Raw genomic sequence first — 14,027 nt, forward strand, 5'->3', positions numbered from 1 at the left:
AACACCGAAATCGCTGCCACCGCGTTGCGGTAGCAGCGATTTCGGTGTTCTGCGGCTAGGCCGGTTTCATATAGAACGGCATCTCGATGGTGGGCCACTGATTACGACCACAGGAACCACTGGGACCGACGGTCTTGTCATAGCCGGCGTACTCCGTGCCGAGACTGTTGACGTGCCCGTTCTCACCTATCTGATAGAACTTGTAGGTCTGCAACCCCTCGACGGGCACACCGTCGGCACAATACCGCCAGTCGGGCACCTGTCGTTTGACGTACCACAGGCCGTTGGTGGTGTAGATCGGCGCGGTCCAGCCGGCATCACTGTTGACCGTGCCGGTGCAGTCGATCGGCGAGACACAGGTCGTGCTGATGGTCCAGGTGCTGCGTGTCGACGGTTGATTCTGGCGGCGCTGATTCACTTGTGCCCATTCACCGTTCGAGGACGTGAGGAAGGTGCCGTTGATACCCCACCCGGGATCTGCAACGGCGACGGCAGGGCACCCGGCCGCTATGACGCCGGCAGACGCGAGGACGGCCGCGAACGCGGTCAGCTTGCTGGCAGGCAAAGGTTCACCCCTCCGATGCGATTGTGATGTTCCCCGGACGCAGAATATCCCGGTGGCACACAATCTTCTCCGTAATAGAGAATTTCGTTTCCTTTTGTGCGACAGTAGAAGACGTGCGTGTGACCGTGCTTGCAAGCAGTTTGTTGATAGCGGCCGGGATGGTCGTTGCCCCACAACCGAACATCCCGCGCGCCGCGGCCGGACCGCAAACCTGCAATGACGCCTTCTGCGTCCCGGGCATCAATCCGCACGCGGTGCTGGGAGCCCCGTGCACCAACACCACGTACTTCGCCTTCGGCGTCGATGCGCGCAACAACTGGGGCCGGCTGCTTTTCTGCGGATCCCCCCGCCGCTACGAGCCCCGTTGGTTCCGTTCCCCACCCATGATGGGGATCCGCGAGGAGCACAGTCTGTGCATCAACGAAAACAATTCCGTAGCACAGGCTCCCGACGGGCTGTTCCTCAGCTGCGTCGCGATGAACGGTGACTCCCGCTGGCGCCGCGGCGACTCCTGACACGATCTACCAACTCCGCAGCGAGCACAACGCACCCTTGGGACCGCTGTCGGTCTTCACCACGACACCATCGACGGCCAACGTGCAATTCATGGTCGGCGGATCGAGATTCGGCGACTCACCTGACTGCACGGTGACCATCGCCCACAGATCCGGGTCGGCCAGCATCGCATCGAAGACCCACGGCTTGTCCGGGGCGACGTCGACATCTGCACGCGGGCTGAAGACATAGGGATTGTGGGAATAGTCCGACCAGGTCGGTGGGTCGGTTTCCCGGTAGTAGATGTGAACCCAGAACGGCGCATCCGTCGTCACGGTGTACTGCACGTGGTGCAACGGCGGCGGCGGGGGCGGCGGCGGCTCGGCAGACACCGGTGTCGCCGCGGTCATGGCCGCCACGGCCGGCAGAACGGCGAAGAGGGCCATCGTGCGCATTGTCACATCCTCGTCAGGTGGAACGGATAGACACGGGTGCCTCCCGGGGCACCGTCACAACCGACGGCGAATGTCGAAACCAGCTCGCCGGCAAGGGTGTTCTCGTCCCACGTGTACACGTCGTGGGTGGGGATGGTGGGCCCGTAATAGATGTCGCCACAGCGCAGCCCGAACGGATCGTCGATGATCATCGTGTAACGGCCGTCGACCAGTTTCGCGTCGGCGTGCGTGTATTTCGCCTTGGCCACCGGCTGCGGGATGGTGAGGATGTTGATGCAGTCCGGTATGTGTCCGGCGCGGCCGTCCGGGCACGGTGTGAGCGCCGACCAGATCCAGGTGTGAAAGTCACGTCGCTCCGGAATGTGCAGGTTGTAATTGCCCAGGTACATCGTTGCCTGCGCCGGCGGGGCGACCGCGAGACCGATGGTCGTGAGCACAGCAGCCGCCACCGCAGCCAACGATCTCACTTTCGCTGTCCACCACGTCATGTCGGCATCAACTCCTGCCATGTGCTGGCCGTCTTGACCAGGTCCGACTGCTGATAGAGGCGCCCGTCCGGACCCATGTACTCGCCGGTGCGCGGGTTGTACTTGGCCACCGCGACCGAGGGCCCGGTCTCGCCGGCTCCCCCGAATGCCGCCGGCGCAGCCGGCGCGGCACCCGCCGGCGGCGGTGGCTGGGCACCACCGTGCGGTACCCCGACGGCGGTATCCGGGAACTGCGGCACCTGTGTGGCTTGCGGCAGGTCTGCCGGAGGTATCGGCACCAGCTCGTAGTCGGGTTCGGGCCGCGCCGGCGGCGGGCCCACCACCGGAGGCTCGGTGTAGAGCGGCTGCCCCGGCAGCATGGGTCCCGGTCCCATGCCCGGGAAGCTGGGCGGCGGGACCGGCACCGGCGACGGCAACGGGGGTGGAACCGTCGCTCCCGGTGGCAACGGGGTGCCCTGCAACGGGCCGAAGATGTTGTCGTCGGGCCGGACCCGGTCGTCCAGCGGCACACCCTGAGCGATCAGGTTCGGATCGATCGGGTACGGGCCGAGAGCATGCTGACGCTGTGCCAGCGGCTGGAATCCGCGGGGATCGTTGCACAGCTCGACCGTCGGGGCGCGCTTGCCGGGGTGCTCCATACACGGGTAGTTGCGCGCACCACGCACCGCGATGGGCGAATCCTGCGGCAGCTTGCAGTAGATGTTGTCGGGTGTGTCCACCACCGTGGTATCGGCCGGTGATCGCCACGCCGACGGCGGGAGGAACCCGACCGTGCAGGACGGCGGATCACCCAGACCGAGCGAGAATTCGCCGTTGGGCAGACCCGTCGGGTTGTTGGTCGGCGCATAGGTCTGGATCTGCGAGACGTACGGCGGCAAGAGCACCAGCAGCTGCTCCAGCGACGCGTTATAGGTGACACCGATCTGTCCGATCGTCGTCAGATTGGCCAGCAGCACCGGCAGCGTCGGTTTGATCTGCTCCAGCAGCATCGAGGTCTCGGTCGCGAAACCAGGACCGTTCTGCAGGATCGACCGCACCTGGGCATCGTTGTCGGACAGTTGGCCGGTGATCCCGGCCAAACTGGCCGCCCAGGTACGGGTCTGCTCGGTGGTCTGCGCCTGCGCGTCCAGGAACGGCCCGGCGTCGTCGATCAAGGCCCGGGTCCGATCTGAGATCTCGTTGGCATCACGGGTGATCGTCGACGCCGAGTCCAGCAGCGAACCGAAGTCAAAACCCGTGCCGTTGAAGGCCTGGTAGGACTCGTCGAGAAGATCGCTCAACCGGTCCCCGGGGATCGTGTCCATCAAGGCACTCAACTGGTCGAGCATCGGACCCACCTGCTGCGGAATGGTGGTGTTGTCCCGCGCGATCACCGAGCCGTTCTCCAGAAACGGGCCGGAATCGGTGCGGGGCAACAACTCCACGAACTGCTCACCGACCGCCGACATGCTGCGCACCTGGGCTTCCAGGTCGGCGGGGATCCGCGGCGAGGTGTCCAGCGACATCGTCGCCTCGGCTCCGTTCTCGGTGAGTTCGATGGAGGTGACCTTGCCGATCTGGGAGCCGCGGTAGGTCACGTTGCTGAACCGGTAGAGCCCGCCGGTGGCAGGCAGTTCCAGCTTCACGGTCAGGCGGCCGATCCCGAGCAGTGTCGGCACCTGCATGTAGCTGAACACCATGACGGTGACGCCGACGATCGAGGCGATGGTGAACAGGATCAGCTGGGTACGGACGAAGCGGGTGAGCATCAGCGACCCCCTTCGGCCGTCGGCGGATTGTCCTGTGGTCCATACGGCCCGGCGAAGATCGGCGCCGGACCGTCGCTGGGCGGCGCCGGAACCGCGCCGCCGAAGGCCATCGGCGGCGGCGGGGTCACCGGCAGGATCGGGCCCATGTTGGTCGGCAACGGGGGCGGAGCCGACTGTGCCACGATCTCCCCTTCGGCCGGCGGCGGCATTTCTTCCGGCGGCAGCGGGTTGACCCCGGTCTTGAGCGGGTCATAGGTGTAGTTCAGGTAGGGCGGATCACCCGGCGCAGGGACAATCTCCAGACCCGTCTCACCCCAGCGCGTGCCGAGGAACAGGCTGCGCTTCAGGCGCGGCACCGTCAGGTCGACCGTGGCGAACAGGTTGTAGTAATCGCCTCGGATCGCGCGGTCGATGAAGCTCTGGGTGAACGGGAAGTGCACCGCGTACTCCAGCACGTCAGGCAGTTCACGTCCCACATCGGCCAACGCTCTGATGGCGGGTTCGAGATTTTTCAGGTTCGCCACCAGGTCGGCCTGCGATTCGTTGACCAACTCGGTGGCGGTGTTGCTGAACGTGCCCAGTCGGCGCATCGCCTCGACGAGCCTGGGACGTTCCTTGATCAGCACGTCCATCGCCGGCGGGATTTTGTCCAGCGCGCGGGCGAGTGTGTCACGTTGGCCTGCAAAGGATCCCGAGAGTCGGTCCAGCGATTGGATCGATGCGACGATGTTCTCGCGCTGGCCGTCCAGGACGCCGACGAACCTGTCCAGCCGGGTGATCAGATCCCGGATCTCGCCCTCGCGACCGCTCACGGCGGCACCGAAGTTGTGGATGACATCGCCGATCTGGCCGAGGCCGCCACCGTTGACGACCGCCGCGAGTGACGACAGGGTCTGTTCGGTGGAGGGGTAGGTCGACGAGGTGCTCAGCGCCACCGTCGCTCCCGGGGTCAACCTGCCCTCGGGTGCCTCGCCGATGGGCGGGTTCAGGGCCAGGTGCATGGAGCCCAACAGGCTGGTCTGACCCACGCTGGCGACCGCGTTGGCCGGCACCACCACGTCCGGCTTGACCGAGACCTCGACATCGGCATGCCAGTTCTTCACGGCCAGGCTGCGCACGCTGCCCACCACGACGTCGTCGATCATCACCGGCGAGTTCGGCTCCAGCGTGGCGACATTCTCGATCTCGACGTGGTACACGATGGCGTCGGCTCCCCGTCCCTCTGCGCCGGGCAGCGGCAGCGAGTTGACACCTTGGAAGGCGCAACTCGACGTCACCAACGCGGCGCACGCCCCGAACGCGGTCACCGAGAGTCTGCGTGTTCGCATCATGCCGGTGGGGTCCCTTCGGCGGGTAGCAGCGGTGTGTCGGGCGTAACCGGTCCCGGCGGCGGGCCGGGCAGTGCACCGGCTGGGGCCAGCATGTCGCGCAACGAGGACGGCACATTGGGCGGCAGAACCGACACCGGCGGTGCGCCGGGCAACATCTGCTGCGCACCCGGAGGGGGCGTGCCGGGCGGGCGACCGGTGAACGGGGGCGGTGGCGGCGGTCCCGGGACATAGGCGGACAGCTCCGGCGGCGCGGAAGGGGCTACCGGCGAGCCACCAGCTCCACCGGGCATCAGGCCGGGTTCGGAGTAGATGATGTCCTCGGGCTTGGCCGAGGGCATCAGATACGGCGCAATCGGGAACGGCAGATGATTGAAGTTCAACAGTCGTGCTGCCGGGCCGAGATACTGCGCACAGAGTTTGGCCGTCTCCGGTGCGGTCACGTTCTCGATCGCCCCGATGGCGCCGCAGATGAACTCGGTCGGATTGGACAAGTTGTTGAGCACGAACTGGCCGACGGCGCTGCCGGTGGAGGGGTTGTAGATGTTGTAGCCGTTGAGAAATGCGTTGGGGGCGATGTGCAGGAAGTTCTCCAGCTGGATCTTGTTGTCCACCAGATTCTCGGTGACATTGGCCAATCGCCGGACTTGTTCGGAGGTCTGGTTTCGGGTGCCCGCCACGAACCGCTGCACCTCGGTGATCGCCACCGACAGGCTCTTGACCGCGGCGTCGAGATCATCACCGCTGCCATTGACCACGCTGGTCAGTGTTGCCAGCCGGTTCTGGAACTGCACCACCTGCTGATTGCTGTTCTTCAGGGCGGTGACGAACTTCTGCAGATTCGTGATGATCCCGACGATGTCGCCGCTGCCCTCCGCGAGAACCCGGGCGACGCCTGACAACTCACTGATCGTCTCGCGGAGCTTGGGTCCGTTGCCCTCCAACGCGGTGGCGGCGCTGTCGATGAACCGCGACACCGAGGTGCCCGACACACCGCTCTGCGGTCCGAGTTCGGTGGCCAGCCGCATCAGTTGGGTCTTGACCTCGTCCCATTCCACCGGCACGGCGGTGCGATCGAGTGGGATCACCGCATCGTCGGGCATCGTCGGGCCCTCGGAGCGGTAGGCCGGTGCGAGCTGGACATACCGCGCGGCAACGAGATTGGGCGCGACGATGACCGCCTTTGCCTCGGCCGGGATGTCTATACCGGAATCGACCCGCAGCACCACCCGGGTCTGGGTGCCCTCCGGGGTGATCGACGCAATCGTGCCGACCTTCACCCCGGAGACCCGCACCTCGTCGCCGGGATAGACACCGGTCGCGGTGGTGAACAGCGCCGAGATGGTGCGGGGCGCGAAGAACAGCTGGCGCACCAGCGCCACCGCGCCGACGGCCAGTGCGGCGACCACCACCACGGCGACGACGGTTGTCATGCGTTTGCGGTTCATCAGCGCGAACCTCCCGGAATCCCGTTGTAGGGCAGCGGCAGCTCGGCACGCGGTCCGATGTTGTCGGTCGGTTGACCGGCGTTGACACCGCGGCGGAATCCGAATGCGTAGTCGATGAACGGTTGCAGGATCTGCGCCGGCTGCAGGTTCGGCACGTAGGCGTTGTAATACGGCCCGTTGGCCAGTGTTTCGGCCTGCGACAGCATGAACTTCTTGATGTTGGGCAGTGCCTCGTTGATGTTGTCGCGGTTGCGCTCCAGTACCTCGGTCACACCGTTGAGCCGCTCGAGGGTGGGCGCCAACTGCGCCTCGTTGTCGGCAACCAGGCCGGTGAGTTGCTCGGATACCGCGGTGGTGTTGGCCAGCAGGTCGACGATGGCATCGCGACGGTCACTCAGAACGCCGAGCAGATCATTGGCGTTCAGGATGAGGGTGTTCAGCTGATCGCTGCGCTGCCCGAGTACCTCAGTGACATCGCTCGCACTGCGCAGCAATGCCGCCAGATCCTCGTTGCGCCCGTTGATCGATTTCGACAGCCGGCTCAGGCCGTCGAAGGTGGGACCGAGGCGCGGGGCGATCTGATCGATGGTGGCCGACAACGTGTCCAGCGATTCGTTGAGCGAGTTCGTATCGGTGCCCGCAGTATTGGTGGTCAACTCGCTGACCGCGTCGGTCAGCGAATACGGCGATGAGGTGCGCGAGGTGGGGATGACCTCGGTCTGGCGCAATATGCCACTGCCGGCCGATTCCAGGGTGAGCACCCGCTCGCCCAGCAGCGAACCGGTCCGGATGTGCGCGGTGGTCTGCGACCCGAGGGGATACTTGCCCGCTGTCGTGAAGGTGACCAGCGCGTCGCCGTTCTCCAACGACACATCGGTGACCGAACCGATCTTGATGCCGGACAACGTCACGTCGTTGCCCACCGTGATGCCGCCGGCCTCGGTGAACAGCGCCTGGTGGCGAACCGAGGTGGCCCACTGCACGAGTTTCTCGGGCTGTAGCCCGACGGCGATAATGAGCACCAACAGAATGGTGCCCATGAATCCCGCCTTGACCAGGCTGGTTCCGCGATACTTCAGCATCAGGGCTCACCGCACCTTCCGGATTCCTGTTTCAGCATCGGGAAGACGGCGGTGCGTCCCTGCAGATCCGTCACGCGGATCGAGAGCCCGCAGATGTAGTACATGATCCAACTGCCGTAGGACCCGAGCCGGGCCAGCTTCTTGTAGTTGTTGGGCGCCTTCTGCAGACCCGCGTCCAGAACCGCACGGCCGTCATACAGCAGCGGCGCCATCCGGTTGAGCTCGTCGACGGTGCCCTTCAGCGGTTGGCGCGCCTCGGTGAGCAGACCGGCCAGCGAGGCGGTTCCGTTGTCCAACGCGGTGATCGCGTCGCCGATGGGGTCTCGGTCCTGCGCCAAGCCGGTGATGAGTTGCTCCAACCCGTCGATGGTGTCCGAGAACTTGTCACCGTCGGCGGCCAGCGTGTCGACCACCTCGTTCAGGTTCGTGATCAGCTGTTGGATCACTTCGTTGTTGTCGGCCAACGAGTTCGAGAACGACGAGGTCCTGCTCATCAGCGAATCGAGGGCACCCCCCTGGCCCTGCAGGATCTGGATCAGCGAGGTGGTCAGCGCATTGACATCCTGCGGATTCAGACCCTGGATCACCGGTCGCAGACCGCCGAGCAACAGGTCCAGATCGAGCGCTCCGGCGGTGCGCTCCATCGGGATCTGGGCCCCGGCCGGCAGCAACCGCGTCGAGTCGGGTGTGTCGATCAGCTCCAGGTAACGGTCCCCGACCAGGTTCAGGTAGCGCACCGCGGCCGTGGTGCCGGTGGTGAGCGCGACCTCACGATCGGTGTCGAACTTCACCAACACAGTTCGATCATCCTGCAGCGTCACATCGCTCACGGTGCCCACCCGCACACCGGCAACCCGCACCGAATCACCCGATGACAACCGCGACGCGTCGGCGAAGACCGCCGAGTATCCGTTGGTGGAGCCGCTGCGGTACTGGCCGAAGGCCATGAACAGGAACACCGTCAGCAGCACCATGACCACGGCGAACGCCAGGAACTTGACCAGAGTGGTCGTCGAACGCGTCATCCCGGCTGTCCTACCTGTGTGGTGTTGCGCGGCGGACCGTCCAGGGGTCCGAAGAGCATCTGCTTGAGGCCGTCGGAGTTCAGCAGAATGCCCTGGTTGCCGTACTGCCACGGATTCGCATCGGTGTCGGTGACCAGGTACTTGGCGCGGTTACCGAATCCGATGTAGGGCAGGCCCATGCAGTTGGGGCCACCCTTGGCCGCGACCTTGGGCAGGTTCTGCGGGAAGCGGTAGCGCTCGATGCCCAACGTGAAGGCCACGTTGACCAGCACACCCGGATCGGGCAGCGGTGGCTGGTTCTTCACGAACAACATGCCCTGCAACGCGCAGGTCAGCGACGGCGCGTACTCACGGAGCAGGTCGGTGGTCGGCACCAGCAGACGCAGCGTGTCGCTGAGCGGCTGGCTGTTGCTGCCGATGACATCATTGCCGACATCGGCGAGCCCGATCATGCTGATCAGGAAGGCATCGAGGTTTCGCTCCTCCTCCACGATGCTCTGGCTGATGCGCGTGGTGTGCTCCAGAGTGCGCATCAGATCCGGTGCGGCGTCGGCGTAGGCATCGGCCACGATCGCCATATCCTCGATATCACGTTCCATGTTCGGCAGGCTGGGCTCCAATCTCGCCAGCAGCGCGTCGAAATCGCTGAGCGTCTGGCCGATCTTCTCGCCACGGCCACCGAACGCGGCCGACATGGCACCGAGAGTCTCGTTGAGCTTGGCCGGGTCGATCTTGTCCAGCACCCGGGTGAGCTGCTGGAACACGGTGTTGATCTCGACCGTCACCTTCTGCCCCTGCAGCACCTGACCGGCATACATCGCCTTCGGTGACGGAACATCCGGTGGTACCAGGTTGACGAACTTGGCGCCGAACACAGTCGACGACGCGATATCGGCGGTGACGTTCGATGGGATCAGCTGCAGCTGACTGGGATTCATCTCCAGCTCCAAGGAGGCGCGCCCGTCCGGCAGCGCCTCGATATCGGCGACCTTGCCAACCTCGACACCGCGCATCTTCACCTTGGCATCGGGGTTCATCACCAGGCCGGCCCGGTCCGAGATCAACGTCACCGACTCGGTCCTCGTGAAGTCGGCACGAAACAGACCGACCGCGAGCAGCACCACGAGTCCGAGCACCACGATCGTCGCCAGCCCGGCCAGTGGGCGCGCATAGCCGGCCGCGCCGAAGCTGCGGCCAGGCTTGGCCGCGATCGGCGGTGCTCCGCTGGTCGTTTCGGACCGGTGGGCCGGGCCCGGGCCCAAATTCTCTGTCACCTAAGTCTCCTGCCCGCTAGCCGCTCAGGTTGAAGTTTCCGTTGGCGCCGTAGATCGCCAGCGAGATCAACAGGGTCACCGACACCACGACGATCAGAGATGTGCGCACCGCATTACCCACCGCGACACCGACACCGGAGGGACCACCGGTGGCGAAGTACCCGAAATAGGTGTGGATGAGCAGAATCGCGATGGCCATCAAAATTGCCTGCAGGAACGACCACAGTAGATCGATCGGATTGAGGAACGTATTGAAGTAGTGGTCGTAGAGCCCGCTGGACTGCCCGAGCAACACCGTGGTGGTGAACTGCGAGGCCAGGAACGACAAGATGACGGCGATCGAATAGAGCGGCGTGATCGCGATCATTCCTGCGACGATGCGGGTGCTGACGAGGTACTCGACCGGCCGGATGGCCATGGCCTCCAACGCATCGATCTCCTCATTGATGCGCATCGCCCCGAGCTGCGCGGTGACACCGGCGCCGAATGTGGCGGCCAGGCCGATGCCCGCGACGACCGGTGCCGCGATCCGCACGTTGATGAACGCGGCCAGAAATCCGGTCAGCGCTTCGATGCCGATATTGCCCAGCGAGCTGTAGCCCTGGATGGCCAGTGTGCCACCGGTCGCCAGGGTCAGGAAGCCGACGATCACCACCGTGCCGCCGATCATCGCCAAAGTACCGGCACCCATGGAGATCTCGGCGATCAGCCGGATGACCTCCTTGCGATAGTGCAGTGCCGCGTGCGGGACGCCGGCGATCGCCCTGCCGTAGAACAACGTGTGATCGCCGATGCGCGACAGCAACGACACCGGCTTGCGTACCTGCGCGGCCAGCCGCGGGTACGTCGACCGCAACACCACCAGTGAACCCATCAGATCACCCCGTCGTCAATCGAATGCCGATGGCCGTGACCACGACGTTGATCACGAACAACGCCATGAACGCGTAGACCACCGTCTCGTTCACCGCATTGCCGACCGCCTTGGCACCACCGCCGGTGATGGTCAACCCCCGGTAGCAGGCCACCAGGCCGGCGATGAGACCGAACAGCGCGGCCTTCACGCACGAGATGATCACCTCCGGCACGCCCGTCAACAGCGTGATACCGGCCGCGAAGGCACCCGGGTTCACGTCCTGGATGAACACCGAAAACGTGTAGCCGCCCAGGATTCCGATGATGACGACGAGGCTGTTGAGCAGCAGTGCCACCAAGCCGGACGCCAGGATCCGCGGCGTCACCAGTCGCTGGATCGGGTTGATGCCCAGCACCTCCATCGCGTCGATCTCCTCGCGGATGGTGCGGGAACCGAGGTCCGCACACATCGCGGTGGCACCGGCGCCCGCGACGATCAGCACGGTGACCATGGGTCCGATCTGGGTGACGGCGCCGAATGCCGCTCCCGCACCGGACAAGTCGGCGGCACCCAGTTCGCGCAGAAGGATGTTCAGGGTAAAGCTGACCAGCACCGTGAAGGGAATGGCGACCAGCAGGGTGGGTGCCATCGACACCCGTGAGATGAACCAGCACTGCTCGAGGAATTCACGACCGTAAAAAGGGCGCTGGAACGCGTACCGGAACGCGTCGGCACCCATCAGGAACAGAGCTCCGACAGCTTGCATCGGGCCGGACAACCGTCGAATCTGGCCGATACCCGGCGACCACTTATCCGCCATCCCCACCGGGTCCTTCCAGAATCGTGACTGCTGCTACTGCTGTCGGGCCGCCGACATTGTGCGCCAACGCGACTCGGGCACCGTCCACCTGATTGCATGCCTGGCCGCGCAACTGCTCGAACAGCTCAACGCACTGTGCCACACCCGTGGCACCCGGCGGATGCCCTTTGCTCTTCAAGCCCCCACTGGTGTTCACCGGCAGCGCTCCCCCGACGCTGGTGACTTCCGCCTCGGCAAGTTTGTATCCGTCGAACCGGTCGGCGAAGCCTAGATCTTCATAGCTGATCAGCTCGATTCCCGTGAAGAAATCGTGCACTTCGGCGACATCGATATCGGCCGGTGTCATATTTGCCATGGCGAAGGCTTGCTTGGCCGCCCGGACGGTGGCCGGGAAGGTCGTCAGGTCGGCCTTGTGCTGATGCATCACCGAATCCAAGCCGAGTCCGACGCCGCGAATCCACACCGGGCGGTCGGTGAAACGGTTCACCACATCCTCGGCCGCGAGCACCAGCGCCGCTGCGCCGTCACTCTGTGGCGCACAGTCATATACGTGGAACGGAGTCACCACCACCGGGGCCGCCATGGCCTGCTCCATGGTGATCTCGAAGCGCAATCGCGCCTTGGGGTTGTGCATGCCGTGCCGGTGGTTCTTGACCGCGATCATCGCCAGATGTTCCCGGGTGGCGGGAGACTCGTGCAGATAGCGCCGCACGTGCAGGGCGAACCCGGCTGGTGCCACCAGTCCCAGCGGATAGTCCCAGGCCTTGTCCCGGGCCATCGCCTCCCACTCCCACAACATGTCCGCCGATGTGGTGTCGCGCAGCTTGTCCGCGCCCATGACCAGGGCGACGTCGAAAGCGCCTGAGGCGACCGCGAAGAGCGCGTTGCGTACCGCGTCGTTACCGGTGGCGCAGGAGTTCTCGATCCGCGTGACCGGCAGATCCGGCAACCCGAGCGTATCGGCCAGGATCCCCGCCGGGAACCCGTCGGCGGTGCCCATCGAGCCGTACCAGGCCGCCTGCAGATCGAATTTGTCCAGGCCCTTGTCGATACTGCGGACGCAGTCGGCGAAGGCCAACGGAAGCAGATCCTTGAGTCCGAGCGCGAAGTGTTCCCCGAAGGTGGTCATCCCCGCGCCGACGATGGCGACGTTTCTCATGACCCCCTCCCGGTAGCGAGGGAGATGGTATCGAACGGTTTACGGTAAACGTGCCCATATTTGCGAAACCCGCGTGCCGGCTCCGACTGGCCACTCATGCCGCGACCTCGTTCGGCGCGAAGGCATAGCCGTAATCCGGCACACCCGAGCGCACCGCGACGCGGCGCAACGCCATCCGGCCGCGATCACCGATCTGTACCGTGCCCGGTTCCACCCCGGTCACCTTGACCAGGGCCCGGACATCGACGTCATCGAGCTCGACAATCACCAGCGAATAGGGCGTGCGCAGACCCGGAACGGGTACATGCACCGTCACCTCGGTGTAGACGGATCCGGTGCGCGGCAACGGCACCAGGGCATAGTCGGTGGCCAGCGTCCCGTCCCGACCGACCCGGAACCGCGGCGGGAAGTCGAGATCGTCACTGCCGGCGAACGTTCCCGCCTCCCAGCGCACCTTCGCCTCGAAGGCACGCTCGTAGGCGGCCAGAGAGATCGGGATATCACTGCCCCGCACATAGGTATATGTCGGCACCGGCCGCGCCGATGTTTCACGGCGATGTGTCGCGGCCGGCCCGCCGCTGACCGTCAGACCGGACAGGATGGCCTGCTCGACGGCCACCAACGCACCGGTGCGCCCCGCTTCGGCCATGCCGGCCAACGCGAAGATGCTGGCGCTGGCACCGAGGGTAGGCAGTTCGGGCGGCCCGGGTAGGCACAGTTCGACGGCCCGCTCGTGTGCGACCCCGGCCACCGCGGCCGGGGTGTCCAGCCACGCCGCCTCCAGCGACGCGATCAGGCCGCGCTCGTGCAGCAGATGGGGGTCGCCGTACTCCTGCACGCCGCCCGCCGCGGTCCGGGTGCGCACCGGCAGACTGCGTGCCACCCGCGCCGCGGTGCGTACCCGCAAGCCCTGTTCGGCGGTGACCAGCGCCGCCGCACCGGCGGGCTCCAGATCCACCCCGATGATCAACGTGCGGGGTCGCGCGGAACTCACTGCGTCGGCCGTCGCCGGTGCGCCGCCGAGGCGCTCGTCGACCTCGAGTTCGGGATCGAGGCCCAAGCCGGCGAGCAGTACCGCGGCGTTGCTGCTCTCCACCAAAGGTAGATTCCGGCTGACCAGCACGACCCGCTCGACGGCGGCCCCGGATTCCAACGCGGCACGGCCCGCCTCGACCGCCAGGGTGATGGCGTCCTCGTCATCACCGGGCACCCGGTGCCGGGGTTCACCCCAGCACGGCAGGTAGGTGCCGATCGATGAAACGTAAGGCATGGGCTGTGTGAATA

14 protein-coding genes are annotated in these 14,027 nt (G+C 65.4%); 1 reads left to right on the top strand and 13 read right to left on the bottom strand.

Annotated elements, in window-relative coordinates; all coding sequences use genetic code 11:
• Window positions 1–55: 55 nt before the first annotated feature.
• Window positions 56–565 (bottom strand): Rv2253/PknI dimerization domain-containing protein, encoded by a 510-nt coding sequence (locus ACWDUN_RS15450; protein WP_449930049.1) that lies wholly within the window; start codon window positions 563–565, stop codon window positions 56–58.
• Between the two features lie 113 nt (window positions 566–678).
• Between ACWDUN_RS15450 and ACWDUN_RS15455 the strand changes: the two genes are divergently transcribed.
• Window positions 679–1,080, top strand: coding sequence for a hypothetical protein (locus ACWDUN_RS15455; RefSeq protein ID WP_449930051.1), 402 nt, complete (start codon window positions 679–681; stop codon window positions 1,078–1,080).
• A gap of 6 nt (window positions 1,081–1,086) precedes the next feature.
• On the opposite strand, the gene ACWDUN_RS15460 is transcribed toward ACWDUN_RS15455, so the two are convergent.
• From ACWDUN_RS15460 to ACWDUN_RS15515, 12 genes are all read right to left on the bottom strand, one after another.
• A complete protein-coding gene (locus ACWDUN_RS15460; protein ID WP_449930053.1) occupies window positions 1,087–1,515 on the bottom strand; it encodes a hypothetical protein in 429 nt (142 codons plus the stop codon).
• Between the two features lie 2 nt (window positions 1,516–1,517).
• Window positions 1,518–2,003, bottom strand: coding sequence for a hypothetical protein (locus ACWDUN_RS15465; protein WP_449930055.1), 486 nt, complete (start codon window positions 2,001–2,003; stop codon window positions 1,518–1,520).
• Window positions 2,000–3,751 carry an MCE family protein gene (locus tag ACWDUN_RS15470; protein ID WP_449930057.1) on the bottom strand — a complete coding sequence of 584 codons (1,752 nt, stop codon included), beginning with the start codon at window positions 3,749–3,751 and terminating at the stop codon, window positions 2,000–2,002. The genes ACWDUN_RS15465 and ACWDUN_RS15470 overlap by 4 nt, the downstream gene beginning before the upstream one ends.
• On the bottom strand, window positions 3,751–5,079 hold the full coding sequence (locus ACWDUN_RS15475; RefSeq protein WP_449930191.1) for an MCE family protein: 1,329 nt from the start codon (window positions 5,077–5,079) through the stop codon (window positions 3,751–3,753). Before ACWDUN_RS15475 ends, ACWDUN_RS15470 begins: the two co-directional genes overlap by 1 nt.
• Entirely contained in the window at window positions 5,079–6,527 is a 1,449-nt protein-coding gene (locus tag ACWDUN_RS15480; RefSeq protein ID WP_449930058.1) for an MCE family protein, read from the bottom strand. The genes ACWDUN_RS15475 and ACWDUN_RS15480 overlap by 1 nt, the downstream gene beginning before the upstream one ends.
• Window positions 6,527–7,609: an MCE family protein gene (locus ACWDUN_RS15485; RefSeq protein WP_449930060.1), complete on the bottom strand. Its 1,083-nt coding sequence runs from the start codon at window positions 7,607–7,609 to the stop codon at window positions 6,527–6,529. Before ACWDUN_RS15485 ends, ACWDUN_RS15480 begins: the two co-directional genes overlap by 1 nt.
• Window positions 7,609–8,634: an MCE family protein gene (locus ACWDUN_RS15490; RefSeq protein ID WP_449930062.1), complete on the bottom strand. Its 1,026-nt coding sequence runs from the start codon at window positions 8,632–8,634 to the stop codon at window positions 7,609–7,611. The genes ACWDUN_RS15485 and ACWDUN_RS15490 overlap by 1 nt, the downstream gene beginning before the upstream one ends.
• A complete protein-coding gene (locus ACWDUN_RS15495) occupies window positions 8,631–9,908 on the bottom strand; it encodes an MCE family protein (protein WP_449930064.1) in 1,278 nt (425 codons plus the stop codon). The genes ACWDUN_RS15490 and ACWDUN_RS15495 overlap by 4 nt, the downstream gene beginning before the upstream one ends.
• 16 nt (window positions 9,909–9,924) lie before the next feature.
• The gene (locus tag ACWDUN_RS15500) at window positions 9,925–10,782 is read right to left on the bottom strand and encodes an MlaE family ABC transporter permease (protein ID WP_449930066.1); all 858 of its coding nucleotides are present in this window, start codon (window positions 10,780–10,782) and stop codon (window positions 9,925–9,927) included.
• 4 nt (window positions 10,783–10,786) lie between these two features.
• The gene (locus tag ACWDUN_RS15505; RefSeq protein WP_447711185.1) at window positions 10,787–11,584 is read right to left on the bottom strand and encodes an MlaE family ABC transporter permease; all 798 of its coding nucleotides are present in this window, start codon (window positions 11,582–11,584) and stop codon (window positions 10,787–10,789) included.
• Complete coding sequence (locus ACWDUN_RS15510) at window positions 11,574–12,743, bottom strand: thiolase C-terminal domain-containing protein (protein ID WP_449930067.1); 1,170 nt, start codon at window positions 12,741–12,743, stop codon at window positions 11,574–11,576. Before ACWDUN_RS15510 ends, ACWDUN_RS15505 begins: the two co-directional genes overlap by 11 nt.
• Before the next feature lie 94 nt (window positions 12,744–12,837).
• A complete protein-coding gene (locus tag ACWDUN_RS15515) occupies window positions 12,838–14,013 on the bottom strand; it encodes an OB-fold domain-containing protein (protein WP_449930069.1) in 1,176 nt (391 codons plus the stop codon).
• Window positions 14,014–14,027: the final 14 nt, after the last annotated feature.

This window comes from Mycobacterium sp. NPDC003323 (genome assembly GCF_053589535.1).